This window comes from Achromobacter sp. E1 (genome assembly GCF_037039475.1).
Lineage (GTDB): Bacteria > Pseudomonadota > Gammaproteobacteria > Burkholderiales > Burkholderiaceae_B > Achromobacter > Achromobacter mucicolens.
This window is the reverse complement of sequence record NZ_CP146253.1, coordinates 4,115,449-4,132,820: the sequence shown is the minus strand read 5'-3', so window position 1 is coordinate 4,132,820 and position 17,372 is coordinate 4,115,449. Positions and strand designations below refer to the sequence as shown.

The following is a 17,372-nucleotide window of genomic DNA, read 5'->3' as shown; positions in this document are numbered from 1 at the left end:
CGTGCGCCGGCGCCCTCTCCGGCGCCGGGCCGTTCAAGCGGGCCTGCCCGCCACTCGTTGCACCAAGGCTCACCGGCATGCGCCTTGCTGTACAGGGGCTGGGCCAGGCCCGCTTTCCAATCGATCCACCTACAGGAGTGATCATGAGCCAAAAGACCTTGAAGGAATTGTTCGTGCACGAGCTGTCCGACATCTACAGCGCCGAAAAGCAATTGACGCGAGCCCTGCCGAAGATGGCCCGCGCCGCCAGCGACCCTGCGTTGGCCGACGCATTCACCGCCCACCTTGAAGAAACCCGTGGTCAGATCGATCGCATCGACAAGATCGTGGAAGGCGCGGACTTCCGTTTGAAGCGCATCAAGTGCGCTGCGATGGAAGGGCTGGTGGAAGAAGGCCGCGACGTGATTGAAGATGTCGAAGAAGGCCCGGTGCGCGATGCCGCGCTGATCGCGGCGGCGCAGAAGGTCGAGCACTACGAGATCGCCAGCTACGGAACGCTATGCACGTTTGCCAAGCAACTGGGCGAGACCGAAGCGCTGACGTTGTTGAAGGAAACGCTGGCCGAAGAAAAGGCCACCGACGAGAAGCTGAGCATGCTGGCGCTACAGCAGACCAACGCCGAGGCCGCCAAGGCAGGCAAGGCAAAGTAGTGGAAGGCGCGGCAGCGTGCCCGCTGCGGCGATGACGGCCCTGCGCGGCACTTGCGCGTGCAGGGCCGTAATTCGTACTATGCGCTGAAACGGGGCGCCCAGGAGAGCATCATGAAACCAGCAGACGAGTCACCTTCGCGCGGCCGGCCCGCGCGGCGTGGGGCCAGGACCGGCCGGGGGCCCTGGTTGATGCTTGCGTTCTGGATAGGCGCCGTCGCCGTCTTGTTTCTGGTCGGCGTATTGATCCGCGGAATGTAGCGGCCCGGCAATCATTGGCACAGCCTTGATGCCACCATGGTGACGATGGTGCCATCCGGAAGCTTGTAGTGTCCGTCGCCTTCCCAGGTCACGAGCTGGCCATCGGGAAGGCAGCAGTACGAGCGGGCTTTTCCGTCGCCGAGGGGCTCCGAAGAGTATCTGTCGATGCGGTAGGTATTGCCGTCGGCGGCGGCGGCAACCACTTCCATGACACGCTTGTAGGTTGGGTTTGACATTTCTGTCTCCTGTTCATCCGGCCGGAGTATTGGGGCATGCTGCCGGTACGGGGTCAATACGCATCGCAGCATCGGTCACGTATATGCGGTGGTCAGCAAGCGTCGTTCCGTCGCGAGTGGTTCACAGGTACGGGTTTTGCTGCACGCGCGCTACGAACAGGAGGATTCGACATGCCCGCAATTCCTTTGGGCCTACTGGGAGCGCGATGCCGCGCAAGAGGCGGTGCAGCTCGCCCGGCCCATGTTGGAGGCCGCCCTCTCGAACACCCGCGTTGGCGAAAGTGGATTCCTGCATGTGGTCATCATGAATCCGCTGGCGCACCCGGGCAGCTGCGAGTTCGCGGACGCGATCCTGTACGAGGAAAGCATCGGCGATCCCGCGGGGTGGGACGCGGACTATGGCGCCTACGCCCGCGGCAAGGCGCGCGTGAGCTGGCGCACGGGTTTGGGAACGCACGAAGTGATGGCGCTCAGGCCCCATCTGCTTCGCGCCCGGGATACGCAGGTCTGGGGCAGCGTATGCGTGGACGGGATCGTGGTGGCTGTCAGCGGCGCGAACCCGTGGTTCGATGAGGCGTTTGCCGCCGCGGTCGCTTCGCTGTTCAAGGCGGCAGTGCAGGGTCGGCGGGAAGCGCTGCAGGTGCGATAGCCTGAGGCTGGTCTGCTGCGTGCGGGGCGCCTCGGAACGCCAGTTGCTGGCCTGCGGGGCTCCTCAGGAGGGCGCGGACGATGAGCGAGCCGGACAGCAGCACCAGTGATTTTTCCCGCAAGGAGGTCAATCGCACCATCCTGCGGGCGCTATGGAAATACCGCGGGCGCACGGCTGCGGCCGTAACGCTGCTGGTGGCGGCAAAGCTGCTGATGGTGGCCGTGCCGGCAGTGCTGAAGGCCATCGTCGATCTGTTCAGCGCGCCAGGGCCTTTGGTGTTGCCGGTATTCTTGCTGCTGGGCTACGCACTCATGCGATTTGGGGGGGGTGTCTTCACGGAGTTGCGCGATGTCGTGTTCGCGCGGGTTGCGCTGCGCACCGTGGCGGACTTTACGGTCAGCGTGTTTTCGCGATTACAGCAGCTGGGCGCCCGGTTTCATGGCGGCAGGCCGACTGGCGCGCTGGCGCGCGACGTGGAGCGCGGCACTGCGGGCGTGGGGTTCTTGCTTGGCACGGGGCTATTCACCTTGCTGCCGACGCTGGTGGAGATCGTGTCGGTCGTGCTGATCCTGGTCATGGGGTACAGCATCTGGTTCGCCGTGATCGTAACCGTCACCTTTATCGCCTATTTTTCCTACACCACGGTGCTGCTGCGCAAGCGCGTCGCCTATCAGCGCCGATTGAACGAGCTGGACTCGCGCGCAAGCGGGCAGATGGTCGACAGCCTGCTCAACTACGAGGCCGTCAAGCTCAATGCCAACGAAGCGCTGGAATCGGACCGCCTGTCGCGCGTGCTGGACGAGTGGACGCGGGTCGGCGAGCGCAACCAGCGTTCGCTGTCGCGCCTGCACGTCGGCCAGAGCGGCATCATCGCCTGCGGCGTGGCGGCAGTCATGCTGTTGGCCGGGCAGCAGGTCGTGGGACGCGACATGACGGTGGGCGATCTGGTGCTGGTCAATGCCTACATCATCCAGATTTGCCTGCCGTTGAATACGCTGGGCCTCATTTTCCGCCAGGCCAAGGAAGCGTTCGTCAATGCCGAGCGCGTCTGCGACCTCTTGAGATATCCGCCGGAAACGGGGGACGACGCCACGCTGCCGTCATTGCAGGCGGGAACGGGCGAAGTGCGCTTCGAAGGCGTGGATTTCGGCTATGAGCCGGGACGGCAGATCCTGTGGGGCGTGGACCTGACGGTGCCTGCGGGGACGACGCTGGCTGTGGTGGGCGGCAGCGGCTCGGGAAAATCGACGCTCGGCCGCTTGCTGTTGCGCTTCTATGACCCGGATGCCGGGCGCATCCTGATCAATGGACACGACCTGCGCGCCGTCAATGTGCGCAGCGTGAGGCGCGTGGTGGGCATCGTGCCGCAGGACACCATGCTGTTCAACGAGACCATCGCCTACAACATTGCGTACAGCCGGCCGGATGCGACGCGCGATCAGATCGTACAGGCCGCGCGCGGCGCGCGCATCCACGATTTCATCGAAAGCCTTCCGGGCGGATACGAAACGCCCGTGGGCGAACGCGGCGTGAAGCTCTCGGGCGGCGAGCGCCAGCGCGTGGGCATCGCCCGCGCGATCTTGAAGGATCCGACGATCATGGTGTTCGACGAGGCGACCTCGGCGCTGGACACGCGTACCGAGCGGGCGATCCAGGCGGAACTGGAGCGGCTGTCGCGCGGCCGCACGACGCTCATCATTGCGCACCGGCTATCGACCATTGTGCATGCCGACAACATCGCGGTCCTGGATCGGGGCAGGGTCGTCGAGCAGGGACGCCACGACGATCTGCTGGCGCGCCAGGGCATCTACGCGCAGATGTGGACCTTGCAGCGGCAGCAGTCCGCCTTGGAAGAGGCAATGGGAAGGGATACCCGGCAGCCTGTCAACCTGGTTGCCGTGGTGGCTGGCGTGCTGGATGGCTCGCGGGAAGTCGCGCAGGACAAAGGTGTGAATGTCTACACCCTGATCGGCAACGAGGCGGCGCGCATTACCGGCGACCCCAGCGCGTTGCAGCAGCTGGTGTGGGACTTGTGCCTGCATGCGATAGCGGTCACGCCGCCGGGAGGGCGCATCGAGATCAGCCTGCGCCGCGAGGGCCCGCTGACGCGGTTGTCGGTCACGGACGGCCGCACTGAGCAGGACACGGATCCCGCGCTGTTGCCCACCGATGGCATGCAGAACCCGACGGACGGCCTGCGCGTCGCGGCAGCGCTGGATCCGGCGGAATTGGCCGTGCGGGCGCAGCGCCAGGGAGGCACGTTCCACAGTACGGCCGCACCCCCGGGCGGACGCTGCTACTCCGTCGATTTTCCCGTGCGCGCCATGGAGCCAGCACCGCTGCGCGCGGACGTCAGCGTGCCAAATCTGAGCGGCGCGCAAATCATGCTGGTGGACGATCAGGCCGAGGCGCGCGAGATGGTGGCCGAAATCCTGAAGGACAACGGCGCCAACGTGACGACGTATGCGGATGGTGAAACTGCCATTGCCGCGTTCGAGTCCATGCCCGCGGCAACGTGGCCGCAAGTGCTCATCTGCGATCTTTCGCTGGGCGACGTGGACGGCTACGAGGTCGTGGCGCGGGTGCGAGCGATGGAAGCGGACCGTGGGGCGGCGCTCTCGCACCGCCTGCCTGCCATCGCGCTGTCGGGCCACGTCAGCCAGGAGTACCGCCTGCGCACGTTGCTGGCGGGCTTTCAGGTGCATCTGTCCAAACCCGTCGATCCGCACGAATTGCTGGCCACGGTGGGCGCCTTGCTGCCGGCGGCGCGGGCTCAGCAACGGCGCGAGCCCTGATGGCTCGAGTAACCCGGCACTTCTTACGCGTGCTTGTAAGAAGTGCCGGATAAAAGCGGTTCTTCCATTCGACGCGCGTGAAAGCGTATCGGCACACGACTTGCTCTTGACCCAGCGTATGCCCGATGCGGACGAATCGCGCGGAGTCCCCCCAAATGAGGTGCGCAACCCTCGTCCACGAATGCGAGCAGCCGTTGTCATCGGCATGCGCTTCTCCGTTGCGAGATCCGATGCTGGCACGGTTCCGGCTCGAATAACGGAGTTGCCCTCATGAAGAAGATTGCCATCATCAGCGAACACGCCTCGCCCCTTGCGCTGGCGGGCAGCGTGGATAGCGGTGGACAGAACGTGTATGTCGCAAACGTGGCGCGTGAATTGGCGCGCGCAGGCATGGAGGTCGATGTATTTACGCGCAGGGACAATGCGGCGCTGGATACCGAGTTTCGGTGGATGCGCAACGTCAAGGTGATTCATGTTCCTGCAGGGCCCGCCAGCTTTCTTCCGAAAGAGCAGATGCTGCCTTACATGGACGACTTCTCCGCGTATCTGATGCGGTACGTCGGCCGTCAGCCCGCGGGGTATGACGTCATCCACGCCAACTTTTTCATGTCGGCGATGGCGGCGTTGCCGGTGGCGCAGCATTACGGTGTGCCGCTGGCCGTCACGTTCCACGCATTGGGCAAGGTGCGGCGGCAGTATCAGCAGTCGGCTGATCTGTTTCCGGATTCGCGCTTTGACATCGAGGACGACATCGCGCGGCGCGCGGACCGTCTCATCGCTGAGTGCCCGCAAGACCGGCGCGATCTCATCGAGCTGTACGGGGCCGATCCGCGCCGCATCGATATCGTTCCCTGCGGCTACGACGCCGCGGAAATGACCGCGCAGCCGATGGCGCTGGCTCGCAAGGCGTTGGGCTGGGACGACGGCGTGTTTACCGTGCTGCAGCTGGGAAGAATGGTGCCGCGCAAAGGCGTGGATAACGTCATTCGTGCCCTTGCGCGGCTGCGCCGCCGCCATGGCGTCCAGGCACGGCTGTGCGTGGTCGGCGGCAACACGGAGGATGCCAGCGAGCTGGCCACCCCCGAGATCGGCCGATTGCGCGGTATTGCGCGCGAAGAGGGCGTGGCAGAGTGGGTCGAGTTCGCGGGCCGGCGGCGGCGCGAGGAACTGGCCGCCTACTACAGCGCGAGCGACGTGTTTGTGACAACACCCTGGTACGAGCCGTTTGGCATTACGCCCGTCGAGGCGATGGCGTGCGCGCGTCCCGTGATCGGCGCGGACACGGGCGGAATACGCAGCACCGTGGTGCACGGTAGAACGGGGTTTCTCGTGCCGCCCAAGGACCCGGACAGCCTGGCCGACAGGCTTGCGGAACTGGCGGGTGACCGGGCTTTGTGCGAGCGCATGGGCGAGGCGGGACGCATGCGCGCGCGCCGCCTCTATACGTGGAAGCGCGTGGGCCAGGATTTGCAGTCCGTCTATGGGCGCATGGCGGCCGAGACGCCACGGGAAGATCGGATCGCCGCGCGCATCGCGGCTTAAAGGAGCGGAACCATGCACGAATTCGAGAGCCTGGACGGGCGGGTAATCCTGGTCACTGGCGGCGGCAGCGGCCTGGGCGCGGCGCTTTGCGAGCAGCTGGCGGCCGAAGGCGCCCGCGTCGCGGTCAGCGACATCGACGAGCAGCGCGCCCATGCGGTCGCCACCAAGCTGAAGGAAAGCGGCGCGGACGTCATGGCCTGCATCATGGACGTCGGCGTTGCAGCAGACGTGGCCGAATGCATGGATGCCGTCGTGCGGCAGTTCGGCAAGCTGGACGCCATCGTCAATAGCGCCGGCGTTGACGTGACGGCCCCCATCGACCAGCTGGAGGCGGACGTCTGGGAGCGCGTGCTGCGCACCAATCTGACCGGACCCTTCCTGATGGCAAAGCTGGGCAAGAACCGGTTGAGCCCCGGCGGGCATATCGTCAACGTGGCGTCTACCGCAGCGCGGCGCGCCTGGCCGAACGCGTCTGCCTACCATGCCAGCAAATGGGGGTTGATGGGCTTGTCGCATGCGCTGCACGCGGAACTGCGCGGCATGGGCATCAAGGTCAGCGCCGTGATCGCGGGCGGGATGCGCACGCCCTTTCTCCTGGACCGCTTTCCCGATATCGACACCGGCACGCTGCAGGATCCCGCCAACGTGGCGCGCGCCGTGCGCTTCGTGCTGACGCAACCTCCGGAAACGGTGGTGCCTGAAGTCATGGTGTTGCCGATGAAGGAAACGTCATGGCCTTGAGGGCAGCCGTGTTTCTGGACAAGGACGGGACCGTGCTCGCGGATGTGCCTTACAACGTGGCGCCCGAGCGCATGGCGTATGCGCCCATGGCGCTGGCGGGCCTGTCCCGGCTTGCTCAGACGGACCTGAGCCTGGTGGTCATCAGCAACCAGCCGGGGGTTGCGCGGGGCCTCTTCGCGGCCGATGCCCTGAACGCGGTGGGCGTAAAACTGGCTGCAATGTTCCAAGCGGCCGGCGCGCACCTGGACGGGTTCTATTGGTGTCCACATCATCCCGAGGGCGTGGTGCAGCCTTACGCAATGGCGTGCGACTGCCGCAAGCCCAAGCCGGGGCTGTTGCTGCGGGCCGCGCAGGAGCTGGGGCTGGACCTGGCCGAGTCCTGGTTCATCGGCGACATCCTGGATGACGTGGAAGCCGGAAATCGGGCCGGATGCCGCAGCATCCTGCTTGACGTGGGCAACGAAACCGAGTGGCGCACGGGCCCAGACCGGGAGCCGTATTGCCGCGCCCCGGACCTGGATGCGGCGGCGCGGATCGTTGCCGAAGACGCCACCATGCGTCCGGGAGCGCAAGCATGAACGGGAATGCGCCGTGGCCGCGCGACGCGCATGTCCTTTGCATCCGGCTGGACAACATGGGCGATGTGCTGATGTGCACGCCGGCCATGCGCGCGCTGCGCGAGCAAGGCGCTCGCCGCATCACCCTCCTGACCTCGCCATCGGGCGCGGCCCTCGCGCCTTTCATGCCGGAAGTCGACACCGTCATGGCCTATGACGCCGCTTGGGTCAAGAACGCATCGCAGGGCCGCGAGGAAGACGTGGGCGCCATCGGCCGGCTGCGCGCGCTGCGGCCTGACGCGGCCGTCGTCTTCACGACGTTCAGCCAAAGTCCCCTGCCGGCGGCGCTGCTTTGTCACCTGGCTGGCGTGCCGCGCGTGCTGGCGCATTGCCGCGAGAACCCGTATCGGCTCATCAGCGACTGGGTGCGGGAGGTCGAGCCGCAAGAGGGTATCCGGCACGAGGTGCAGCGTCAGCTCGACCTCGTGGCTACCGTGGGCGCCCGCAGCGAAGACGATTGCATGTCGTTCAGGGTGCGCGAGCGCGACCGCGCGTCGCTGCGTGACAAGCTGCACCACGCGGGCGTCACCGAAACCGACGGATGGATCTGCGTGCATGCGGGCGCGACGGCGGCGTCGCGCCGGTATCCGGCCGCGCTGATGGTGCAGGCGCTGATTGCGTTGCGCGGCGACGGCCGGCGCATTTTGCTGCTCGGCGGTCACGAGGATCCCGCGTTGGCCGCAGCGCTGGCCGAGGGGCGGCGCTGGCTGCCGGGCCTGATCGACCTGTCGGACGGCCTGACCCTGGGCGAACTGGGCGCCGCGCTCGAAGGCGCGGCGGTGGTCATCTGCAACAACAGCGGCCCCGCGCACATCGCCGCCGCGGTCGGCGCGCCGATCGTGGACCTGTACGCGCTGACCAATCCGCAGCATACGCCCTGGCGCACCGACGCCCGGGTGCTGAGTAACGATGTGCCCTGCAAGTACTGCTATCGCAGCGTGTGCCCGCAGGGACACCATGCGTGCCTGGCGGGCGTACCGCCCGGGGAAGTCGCATTTGCGGCCCGCGAGCTGCTTGGGCATCACCCACGGTTTCAGACGGGCCCGCGCGCCGTCAAGGAGACGATTTCATGTTCACTCTAGGCATCAATGCGGCGTATCACGACTGCTCCGCCACACTGGTTCATGACGGCGTCGTGGTGGCAGCCGCCGAGGAAGAACGCTTTACCCGCGTCAAGCACGGCAAGCGGCCCGTCCCGTTCACCACCTGGCAGTTGCCGTATTACGCGATCGACTATTGTCTGTCCGCGGCGGACATTCGGCTGCGCGACGTCGATCACATCGTTTATTCCTACGACCCGGCGCTGCTGGCCGGCGGTGCGGCGCTGCCGCAGGCGATCACGCTGCCCCTGGAGCCATCGCGGGCCGGCGCCGGCGCGGAAGGCGCGTCGCCGTGGGACGCGCTGTTTCTCTCGTATCTGGTGAACGCGCCGCGCCAGCTTCTGGATGGCGCCCCGCTGCATCTGAAGTCGCCACGCTTTGACGATCTGACGCTCAAGCACATCATGGATCGATGGATCTATCTGGACCATCACCTTTCGCACGAGAGCAGCGCGTTCCTGGCGGCCCCGTGCGCGGAATGCGCGGTGCTGACGATGGACGGCCGGGGTGAGCGCACGACGACGAGCTATGGGCAGTTCGCCGGCGGCGAGTACGCGCGGCTCAAGCAGATCGACCTGCCGCACTCGCTCGGCCTGTTGTACGAGGAAGTCACCACCTGGCTGGGCTTTCTGCATTCGTCGGACGAGTACAAGGTGATGGCCCTGGCCTCGTTTGGCAAGCCCGAGTACCGCAAGGAGTTCCGCGAGATCCTTCGGCTGGAAGAAGAGGGCGGCTATTCGCTGCAACCCGCACGCCTTACCGAGCGCTTCGGCCCGGCCAGACGCCGCGGCGCGCCTTTTGAAGACCGCCACAAGAATGTGGCCAGTTCATTGCAGTATGTGCTGGAGGAAACCGCGCTGCACATGGCGCAGTGGCTGCACGAGAAGACGGGCGCGAAGAGCCTGTGCATGGCCGGCGGGGTGGCGCTCAATTGCGTGATGAATGCGCGCATCGCCCGGGATGGCCCCTTCGATGAGGTGTGGGTGCAACCGGCCGCGGGCGACGCCGGCACGTCGCTGGGCGCGGCGCTGTACGTGGACTACCATCGGCGCGGGGGCAAGCGTGCGTGGACCATGGAACACGCGTATCTGGGGCCGTCATACCCGGACGAGGAGATCGAGCGCTTCCTGGACAAGGCGCACCTTTCCTATCGCAAGTTGAGCGACGTGTCGGGCGAGGCTGCGGCGTTGCTCGCGCAGGAAAAGGTGCTGGGCTGGTTCCAGGGCCGCATGGAGTTCGGCCCTCGCGCGCTGGGCGCGCGCTCCATCCTGGCGTCGCCTCGGGACAGCGCGATGCAGGCCCGGTTAAACGGTCTGAAGGACCGCGAGGACTTTCGCCCCGTGGCGCCCGTCGTGATGGAGGAGCGGGCTGCTCAGTGGTTCGACGGACGCGGCACGGCCTCGATCTGCGCACCGTTCATGTTGTTCGTCTATGACGTGCTGCCGCACCGCGCCAAGCAGATTCCGGCGGTGCGGCACATCGACGGCACGGCACGGGTGCAGACCATCCGTCGGGATCAGAATGCACGGTATTACGACTTGCTGGCCGCGTTCGAACAGCTGACCGGCGTGCCGGTCCTGGTCAATACGTCGTTCAATACGCGGGGCGAACCGGTGGTCTGCACGCCGCGCGATGCCGTTGAATGCTTCTGGACCTCGCCGCTGGATGCGCTGGTGATCGGCTCCTACCTTGTCGAGAAGCCGCGATGACGGCCCCGGGCGCAACAGTCGCGGTATCCGTGGTGGTGCCGACCTACAAGCGGCCAGACCTGCTGGCGCGCTGCCTTGAGGCGCTCTGCAGGCAGCGGCTCTCCGTGCCGTACGAGATCCTGGTGTGCGACGACGCCGCCAGCGAGGCCACGCACCGGCAGGTTGCGGCCTATTCGGCGCGTTGGGGCGATGCGCGGGCGGTGCGCTACCTGCCGGTGTCCGGCACCCGCGGGCCGTCGGGCGCCCGCAACCTGGGTTGGCGCAGTGCCAAGGCCGAGATCATCGCTTTTACCGACGACGACACGATTCCGCATCGGGACTGGCTTGCGCAGGGACTGCGCGGCTTCGCGCCGGACGTGGCGGCGGTGACCGGCGTCACGGAGATGCCCATCCCGGACCCGCCCAGCGACTACGAGCGCGACGCCTCGGGCTTGACGCGCGCCGAGTTCATCACTGCGAATTGCTTCGTGCGGCGGTCGGCGTTGCTGGCGGTCGGCGGATTCGACACGCGCTACACGATGGCCTGGCGTGAGGACTCGGACCTGCAATTTGCGCTGCTCGATGCCGGCTTGCGCATCGCGCGGTGCGAGCACGCGCGCGTGCAGCACCCGGTGCGGCCGGTGAGTTTCGCGGCTGGACTGGGCATGCAGAAAAAGGTGATGTTCGACATGCTGCTGCGCCGCAAGTACCCCGCGCTGTATCAGGAACGCATCCGCCGGCATGGCCCGCGCTTTTACCTTAGCGTTACGGGCGCCTTTTTGCTGGCTGCTGGTTTGTTCGCAACCGGCCATGCGGCAGCGGCCATCGCGCCAGCTGTCGTATGGGCCGCGCTGACCCTGTACTTTTTCATGCGCCGTATCCGGGGAACCAGCATGTCATTGCGCAACGTTGCCGACCTGGCGATCACGTCGGCGTGCATTCCGTTGCTGTCGATTTTCTGGCGCACGGTCGGGTTGCTGCGCTTTGCGAGGAGCGCCGCATGAATAACCTGCTGCTCGGATCTGCCCCCGCGCCGGCGCGTATCGCGGTCTTTCGGGCGCTGCAACTGGGCGACATGCTCTGCGCGGTCCCGGCGCTTCGCGCGTTGCGCAAGGCGTTTCCCGACGCGCACATCGCCCTGATCGGTCTTGCCAACGCGCGCGAGTTTGTCGGCAGGTTTGCCTGCTACGTGGACGAGTTGATCGAGTTTCCGGGCATCGAGGCGTTTCCCGAGCAGCCTGCCCGCGAAGAGGGGCTGCCGGATTTCTATGCGCGGGTGCGCGACGCGCGGTTTGACGTGGCGCTGCAGATGCACGGCAGCGGCGAGCAAAGCAATCCCATCGTCGGGCAACTGGGCGCCAGGCGCTGCGGCGGCTTTGTGTCGCAGGCAGACCAGGGGATTCCCGGACAGTGGATGCCCTGGCCGGACGACTTGCCCGAGCCGCATCGATACTTGGCGCTGCTCCGGCATCTTGGCGTGCCGGCTGACGACGACAAGCTCGAATTCCCGTGCACGGTGGAAGACCGGCGCGCTGCCGAAGACCTGCTGAAGGTCCATTCGCTGGATGCTGCCCGCCTGGTGCTCATGCACGTCGGCGCGCGCCTGCCATCGCGCCGGTGGCCGCTGGAGCGCTACGGCCGCACGGCGACGGCCTTGCTGCTTCAGGGATGGCAGGTGGCGCTGACCGGAACGGCGGCTGAGCGGCCACTCGCGGATGAGCTGAGACGCCTGTCGGGACGCAATCTGCCGGACCTGTGCGGCAAGACCACGCTGGGCAGCCTGGCCGCGCTGGTCGAGTCGAGTCGGCTCCTGCTGTGCAACGACACTGGGGTGTCGCACATCGCCGCGGCGATGCGCACGCCCAGCGTCGTCATCGCCAGCGGAAGCGACGCGCGGCGTTGGGCGCCCACCAACCACGATCTGCATGTAGTGCTGGCCGGCGATGCGCCGTGCCGGCCCTGCGCCTACGAGCATTGTCCGATCGGCCACCCGTGCGCGCTGGCTGTCACGGTGCCTCAGGTGCTTCGTGAAGCGAACCGCCAGCTTGCAAGGGGAAGACAATGACGCCTGCCGTCCACCCGCAGCGCCGCCTGCGCATTCTGACCTGGCACGTGCATGGGAATTATCTGTATGCGCTCAGTCAGGTGCCGCATGATTTCATCGTGCCGGTTCTGCCCGGCCGCGCGCCCGGCTACGGGGCGTTGGGCAACCGCATCCCGTGGGGGGCAGGCCTCACCGAGGCGCCCGCCTTCAACTTGCGGGATATGGAGTTCGACTGCGTGCTGTATCAGTCGCGCCAGAATCTGGAGGACGCGCGGCTGTTGCTCAGCGACGCGCAGCGCGCCTTGCCATCCGCGTATCTGGAACACGATCCGCCCATGCCGCATCCCACGGAGACGCGCCACGTGTTCCGGCATGACAAGGGCATGATCGTGCACGTGACCCCGTACAACGCCGTGATGTGGGACTGCGCGGACATGCCCCGCCGCGTGGTCGAGCATGGCGTGCCCGAGCCGGACGTGACCTATGACGGCGGCATCGAAAAAGGCATCGTCGTGGTCAACCACCTGGCGCGCCGTGGCCGGCGCATCGGCGTCGATGTATTCGAACACGTGCGGGCCCGCACGCCGCTGGATCTGATCGGCATGGATTCCGAGCGGCTGGGCGGACTGGGCGAGGTGCCCAACATGGAAGTGGCGGCGTTCATGTCGCGCTACCGGTATTTCTTCAGCCCCATCCGGTACGCCAGTCTGGGCCTCTCGCTGGTGGAGGCGATGCTCTGCGGTGTGCCGGTAGTGGGATTTGGCGGCACGGAACTGCCGGTGCTGATACGCAACGGCGAGAACGGCTACGTGGACAACCGCCTGGACCGGCTGGTGGAGGTGGGGCGCCAGTTGCGGGCCGAGCCCGAGCTTGCGCGGGCCTGGGGCTCTGCAGGCCGCGACATGGCGCGGCAGCGCTTCGGCATGGACCGCTTTGTGTCGGATTGGCTTGGCGTGTTCGAGACGTTGATGGAGGCAGCATGATGGATGCAATCCCCCGTACCGGCCGCGCGCTGGTCGCCGGCGGCGCCGGCTTTCTCGGCTCGAACCTCTGCGCGCGGCTGCTCAACGACGGTTGGCAGGTGGTGTGCCTGGACAATTTTCAGACTGGCAGGGCCTGCAACGTCGCGGCATTGGCGTCGCATCCGCGCTTCACGGTCATTCGCCACGACGTGGTCGAACCCCTGGGCGACATGGCGGTGGACCGGATCTACAACCTGGCTTGCCCGGCATCGCCCGTGCATTACCAGGCGGATCCGCTCAAGACGCTGCGCACCTGCGTGCTGGGCGCAATGCAGTTGCTGGAGCTGGCGCGACGCACCGGCGCACGCGTGTTGCAGGCGTCGACCAGCGAGGTCTACGGCGATCCGCTGGAGCATCCCCAATGCGAAGGCTACTGGGGCCACGTCAACCCCGTGGGCCCTCGCTCCTGTTATGACGAGGGCAAGCGCTGCGCCGAAACGATATTCATGGAGTACGCCCGCCACGAGGGCGTGGTGGTGAAGATTGCGCGCATCTTCAATACCTACGGGCCGCACATGTCGCCCGACGATGGCCGCGTGGTGTCGAACTTCATCGTGCAGGCCTTGGCCGGCGAGCCCCTCACGGTGTACGGGGACGGCACGCAGACGCGGTCTTTCTGCTATGTGGACGACCTGATCGACGGGCTGGTGCGTCTGATGGAAAGCGCGGTCGAGGTGGACACGCCGGTGAACCTGGGCAATCCGGTGGAGCTGACGATGCTGGAAATGGCCGACATGGTGCGCGAACTGACTGGCTCGCGCGTGCCCGTCGTTCACCGTGCCTTGCCGGTGGACGACCCGACTCATCGATGTCCGGACATCTCGCTTGCCAGGCGCAGCCTGGGGTGGTCTCCGCGCGTGCATCCCGTCGACGGCATTGCGCGGACGGTCGCCTACTTCTGTGCTGACCGCGACCGCGCGCGGCGTGAGGGCCGGGTGCCCCGGCCGAACGCTTGGGCAATGCCACAGACGCATCCTTGACCGGGCGGCCGTCCGGGCTCGGCGGCACAGCGCTTGCTGGCGCGCGATGTGCTGCGGCACGCACGCGCTCGCGTTCACGTGCCTTCGATTCACGCCTTCAATAAACCCCGCCGTGCCGCAAGGGCAGTGGCGGGGATAGCCTCACGCAGCGGTCTACGGTTGCTTGAACTCGTCGGGCGAGTTCACCTGCCCCAGTTCGGTGCCTGTCACCGGGTCGCTGCTGGGGTCGGAGGCGGTCCGTGCCGCCATTGCCTGCAAGGCCAGCGCTTCCTCTTCGGTCAGGTTCACGTTGGGCATGCCGTCGCCGTCGATGGCTCCCTGTTGCTCCCGGTCGGACACGTATTCGAAATTCGCGTCGCTGTTCCACGGTCCGCGCGTGTCGCCTTCGCCCTGCGACATGTTGAAGTAGACCGAGGCAAACCGCGGATCGCCCGGCAGCTTTCCGGGCGGGAAGTTCGGCTCCATCGAGTACAGCGCCTTTTCGAAGGAGCGCTGGTGCGACACTTCACGGGTCATCAGAAAGCCCAGGGCGTCCTTGACGCCGGGATCGTCCGTCGCGTTGATGAGCCGCTCGTAGATGATCTTGGCGCGCGCCTCGGCGGCGATGTTGGACCGCAGGTCGGCGGATGGATCGCCGATGGTGTCGATGTAGCCGGCATTCCACAGCTGGCCTCCTGAGTTGACCAGCGCGGGGCCTCCGCCGTAAAGCACCTGCGTGACGTGCGAATCGTTGCCAGGTCCGTTCAGCCGCCGGTAGATTTCCGCCTCGGATTCCGTGGCCTCGGCCAGCACACCCTTGGCGCCCTTGTTCAGCATGGCGACCATCGTGCCGATGACTTCCAGATGGCTGAGTTCTTCGGTGGCGATGTCCAGCAGCATGTCCTTGCGGCCGGGATCGTCCTCGGCCAGCGCCTGCGTGAAATAGCGACAAGCCGCGGCAAGCTCGCCTTGCGGGCCGCCAAACTGTTCCAGCAGCAGGTTGGCCAGACCTGGATTGGTCTCGCTGACTCGAACGGTGTATTGCAGCCGTTTGTTATGGGCAAACATAGTGATCTCCTGTTCCCGGGTACCTTTCGGGATTTGTGGTGCGCGGTAGCATCGAAAGCCGGCGCGCGGGATTCGGACGCCATGGTTGCCGTTGCCTATGCCTCATTCATCCTTTCGGGAAATTGGCGGGCGGCGATGGACGTGCCCCATTCGATCCGGTGCGCCGGTGCCGCAACAAGCGTTCCTGGCGGGCAGCCGGATGTGCCTTTTTTCAAGCAGGCTTGAAGATCATCAGATAGAAGATCGCCAGGAACGCGACGAAGGCGACCACCCCCAACGCGACCCACCACGCAAAGCTGCGCCAGAACCCGGAGGAAAGGGGCTCGCCGGAGCGATCCGCCGCCGCGGCAGCATCGCGCATCCGCATCTGCAGCCACACCACGGGCAACCAGCAGGCGATGGCCACGCCGTACAGCGCGAGCGACCAGCCGATCCACGGTGTGGCCAGCGGCAATTGCATGAGATGAACCAGATAGAGGCCGGTGAGCGGTTGCAGAACGGCGGTGGACGCCGTGAACAGCCAGTCGGCGATGACCACCAGCCGCGCCACGCCGGCGATCACATGGACATCGCGCCGGAGCACGACGCACAGCAGATAGAAGGCCGACCCGATGCCTGTGCCGAACAGCAGCGTGGCCGAGATCACGTGGACGAGCTTGAGGATCAGGTATTCCATTGGCGTTTCCTGGCCGTGGCGGGTTCATGCAGGTAAAGCAGTGCCAACGCTGCAAGCATCGGTAAATTTTTCGACAACGGTCCGAACGGGTGCATCCAGAATTCCGGTAGCCGCACCGTGATGATCGCGGTATAGCCCACGATGAGAACCGCCTGTGCGATCCACAGCCACTGCCGGGCGCGGCCGCGCAGCGCGAGCGTCAGCACGCCGAAGGCCAGGTCCAGCGTGGCCGCGCCGTATAGCGTGATCGGCGCGAGGGAGTCGGGCACGCCGGTGCGGCGCAACAGGTCCAGGCTGGCTGCAGCCGGGTACAGGCCGAAGGACACCGCGGCCGTCCACAACCACACCAGCGCGATACTGAACCGCAGCAGAGGCAACGTGACGTCGAGCAGTGCGCTGGCACGCAGACTGTCGCGCGTCTGCGGGACGATGAAGCGGTCGGGTGCCCGCGCCGCACGCCCGAGCAAGGCAGAAAATGGGGCGGGGTCGGCGGTGTTGCCGCGCTCCAGCATCGATAGCGCCGTGGGATCGATCAGACTGCCCGGCAGCAGCGAGGCGGCGGCAGCCAGGCCCGTTGCCATCGTCATGGGAATGGGGACGACGCGTAGCGGCGTGTCCAGGCCCAGCGCGCGGCGCAGCGTGGCCAGGTACCCGCGCAAGGTGATTGGCGTGGGGCCGCAGAACGCGATCGTCACAGGCGTCGGCGGCGGGCTGTTCAGCAACGCCAGCACGCCGTCCACCACGTCGTCCAGATGGACCGGCTGCACCGGCTGGCGTCCGCCGCCAGCGAGCGGCAGCAACGGCAGCACGGCAAGCCGATTGAAAAGCGCCGCGCTCGCGCCGCCCGGACCATACACCAGCGATGGCTGCACAATCGCGGCGGGCATGCCGGACATGCGCAAGTCGTCGTCGGCGGCGCGCTTGCTCAGATGAAAGCCGCTGGCCGCGCCCGCGTCGGCCCCAAGCGCCGAAAACTGGATCACGCACCGGACGCCCTGCCGCCGGGCGGCGTGAAACAGCGCCTGCGGAGCGCGCACGTGCACTGCGGCGAAGTCGCCCGCGCGCCGTTCGCGAAAGAGGCCCACGGTGTTGATGACGGCGTCCACGTTTTTCAGCAGCGGCATCCAGGCGTCTTCCGACAGCGCCCCGCTGAAATCCATGGGTACGAAAGTTGCGTCGGGCGCGTTATGCCCTGACGGCGGGCGGCGCACGGGGCAGACCAGTGTGTGTCCCTCGGCCAGCAAGGCATGAACGAGGCGGCTGCCTATGAAGCCATTGGCGCCCGTCAACAAGATCTTCAAGCCAAATCTCCCTGGCGGACGCGACC

The 17,372-nt window shown here is 66.4% G+C and carries 16 protein-coding genes; 12 read left to right on the top strand and 4 right to left on the bottom strand.

The features are described 5' to 3' along the window. Positions 1-143 precede the first annotated feature (143 nt). A complete protein-coding gene (locus V6V88_RS19145; RefSeq protein WP_062842147.1) occupies positions 144-650 on the top strand; it encodes a ferritin-like domain-containing protein in 507 nt (168 codons plus the stop codon). A 269-nt stretch (positions 651-919) separates the two neighbouring features. On the opposite strand, the gene V6V88_RS19140 is transcribed toward V6V88_RS19145, so the two are convergent. Next, the gene (locus V6V88_RS19140) at positions 920-1,144 is read right to left on the bottom strand and encodes a hypothetical protein (RefSeq protein WP_155721967.1); all 225 of its coding nucleotides are present in this window, start codon (positions 1,142-1,144) and stop codon (positions 920-922) included. A gap of 136 nt (positions 1,145-1,280) precedes the next feature. On the opposite strand from V6V88_RS19140, the gene V6V88_RS19135 reads away from it, so the two are divergent. From V6V88_RS19135 to V6V88_RS19085, 11 genes are all read left to right on the top strand, one after another. After that, on the top strand, positions 1,281-1,793 hold the full coding sequence (locus V6V88_RS19135) for a hypothetical protein (protein WP_338615978.1): 513 nt from the start codon (positions 1,281-1,283) through the stop codon (positions 1,791-1,793). Positions 1,794-1,873: 80 nt separating this feature from the next. After that, a complete protein-coding gene (locus V6V88_RS19130; protein WP_223576341.1) occupies positions 1,874-4,588 on the top strand; it encodes an ATP-binding cassette domain-containing protein in 2,715 nt (904 codons plus the stop codon). Between the two features lie 270 nt (positions 4,589-4,858). Further along, positions 4,859-6,130: a glycosyltransferase gene (locus V6V88_RS19125; protein ID WP_223576340.1), complete on the top strand. Its 1,272-nt coding sequence runs from the start codon at positions 4,859-4,861 to the stop codon at positions 6,128-6,130. Positions 6,131-6,142: 12 nt separating this feature from the next. Continuing rightward, entirely contained in the window at positions 6,143-6,871 is a 729-nt protein-coding gene (locus V6V88_RS19120; RefSeq protein ID WP_056323292.1) for an SDR family oxidoreductase, read from the top strand. Then, on the top strand, positions 6,862-7,449 hold the full coding sequence (locus tag V6V88_RS19115; RefSeq protein ID WP_056323294.1) for an HAD family hydrolase: 588 nt from the start codon (positions 6,862-6,864) through the stop codon (positions 7,447-7,449). The genes V6V88_RS19120 and V6V88_RS19115 overlap by 10 nt, the downstream gene beginning before the upstream one ends. Continuing rightward, entirely contained in the window at positions 7,446-8,570 is a 1,125-nt protein-coding gene (locus tag V6V88_RS19110) for a glycosyltransferase family 9 protein (RefSeq protein ID WP_142054174.1), read from the top strand. The genes V6V88_RS19115 and V6V88_RS19110 overlap by 4 nt, the downstream gene beginning before the upstream one ends. Further along, positions 8,558-10,297, top strand: a complete 1,740-nt coding sequence (locus V6V88_RS19105) for a carbamoyltransferase C-terminal domain-containing protein (protein WP_280001408.1) — start codon at positions 8,558-8,560, stop codon at positions 10,295-10,297. The genes V6V88_RS19110 and V6V88_RS19105 overlap by 13 nt, the downstream gene beginning before the upstream one ends. Next, on the top strand, positions 10,294-11,280 hold the full coding sequence (locus V6V88_RS19100; protein ID WP_062842140.1) for a glycosyltransferase family A protein: 987 nt from the start codon (positions 10,294-10,296) through the stop codon (positions 11,278-11,280). The genes V6V88_RS19105 and V6V88_RS19100 overlap by 4 nt, the downstream gene beginning before the upstream one ends. Beyond that, on the top strand, positions 11,277-12,341 hold the full coding sequence (locus tag V6V88_RS19095; RefSeq protein ID WP_338615970.1) for a glycosyltransferase family 9 protein: 1,065 nt from the start codon (positions 11,277-11,279) through the stop codon (positions 12,339-12,341). The genes V6V88_RS19100 and V6V88_RS19095 overlap by 4 nt, the downstream gene beginning before the upstream one ends. After that, positions 12,338-13,303, top strand: coding sequence for a glycosyltransferase (locus V6V88_RS19090; protein ID WP_338615969.1), 966 nt, complete (start codon positions 12,338-12,340; stop codon positions 13,301-13,303). Before V6V88_RS19095 ends, V6V88_RS19090 begins: the two co-directional genes overlap by 4 nt. Further along, positions 13,303-14,322, top strand: a complete 1,020-nt coding sequence (locus tag V6V88_RS19085; RefSeq protein WP_081101160.1) for a UDP-glucuronic acid decarboxylase family protein — start codon at positions 13,303-13,305, stop codon at positions 14,320-14,322. Before V6V88_RS19090 ends, V6V88_RS19085 begins: the two co-directional genes overlap by 1 nt. Positions 14,323-14,475: 153 nt before the next feature. On the opposite strand, the gene V6V88_RS19080 is transcribed toward V6V88_RS19085, so the two are convergent. The 3 genes from V6V88_RS19080 to V6V88_RS19070 form a co-directional block, all read right to left on the bottom strand. Further along, a complete protein-coding gene (locus V6V88_RS19080) occupies positions 14,476-15,369 on the bottom strand; it encodes a manganese catalase family protein (RefSeq protein WP_056323310.1) in 894 nt (297 codons plus the stop codon). A gap of 211 nt (positions 15,370-15,580) precedes the next feature. Next, positions 15,581-16,045 (bottom strand): DUF2269 domain-containing protein, encoded by a 465-nt coding sequence (locus tag V6V88_RS19075; RefSeq protein ID WP_056323312.1) that lies wholly within the window; start codon positions 16,043-16,045, stop codon positions 15,581-15,583. Beyond that, positions 16,033-17,346 carry an SDR family oxidoreductase gene (locus V6V88_RS19070; RefSeq protein ID WP_056323313.1) on the bottom strand — a complete coding sequence of 438 codons (1,314 nt, stop codon included), beginning with the start codon at positions 17,344-17,346 and terminating at the stop codon, positions 16,033-16,035. Before V6V88_RS19070 ends, V6V88_RS19075 begins: the two co-directional genes overlap by 13 nt. Between the last annotated feature and the right edge of the window lie 26 nt (positions 17,347-17,372).

Coding starts and splice junctions, on each gene's coding strand:
- V6V88_RS19145 (WP_062842147.1), top strand. CDS start 144: ATGAGCCAAAAGACCTTGAAGGAATTGTTCGTGCACGAGCTGTCCGAC.
- V6V88_RS19140 (WP_155721967.1), bottom strand. CDS start 1,144: ATGTCAAACCCAACCTACAAGCGTGTCATGGAAGTGGTTGCCGCCGCC.
- V6V88_RS19130 (WP_223576341.1), top strand. CDS start 1,874: ATGAGCGAGCCGGACAGCAGCACCAGTGATTTTTCCCGCAAGGAGGTC.
- V6V88_RS19125 (WP_223576340.1), top strand. CDS start 4,859: ATGAAGAAGATTGCCATCATCAGCGAACACGCCTCGCCCCTTGCGCTG.
- V6V88_RS19120 (WP_056323292.1), top strand. CDS start 6,143: ATGCACGAATTCGAGAGCCTGGACGGGCGGGTAATCCTGGTCACTGGC.
- V6V88_RS19115 (WP_056323294.1), top strand. CDS start 6,862: ATGGCCTTGAGGGCAGCCGTGTTTCTGGACAAGGACGGGACCGTGCTC.
- V6V88_RS19110 (WP_142054174.1), top strand. CDS start 7,446: ATGAACGGGAATGCGCCGTGGCCGCGCGACGCGCATGTCCTTTGCATC.
- V6V88_RS19105 (WP_280001408.1), top strand. CDS start 8,558: ATGTTCACTCTAGGCATCAATGCGGCGTATCACGACTGCTCCGCCACA.
- V6V88_RS19100 (WP_062842140.1), top strand. CDS start 10,294: ATGACGGCCCCGGGCGCAACAGTCGCGGTATCCGTGGTGGTGCCGACC.
- V6V88_RS19095 (WP_338615970.1), top strand. CDS start 11,277: ATGAATAACCTGCTGCTCGGATCTGCCCCCGCGCCGGCGCGTATCGCG.
- V6V88_RS19090 (WP_338615969.1), top strand. CDS start 12,338: ATGACGCCTGCCGTCCACCCGCAGCGCCGCCTGCGCATTCTGACCTGG.
- V6V88_RS19085 (WP_081101160.1), top strand. CDS start 13,303: ATGGATGCAATCCCCCGTACCGGCCGCGCGCTGGTCGCCGGCGGCGCC.
- V6V88_RS19080 (WP_056323310.1), bottom strand. CDS start 15,369: ATGTTTGCCCATAACAAACGGCTGCAATACACCGTTCGAGTCAGCGAG.
- V6V88_RS19075 (WP_056323312.1), bottom strand. CDS start 16,045: ATGGAATACCTGATCCTCAAGCTCGTCCACGTGATCTCGGCCACGCTG.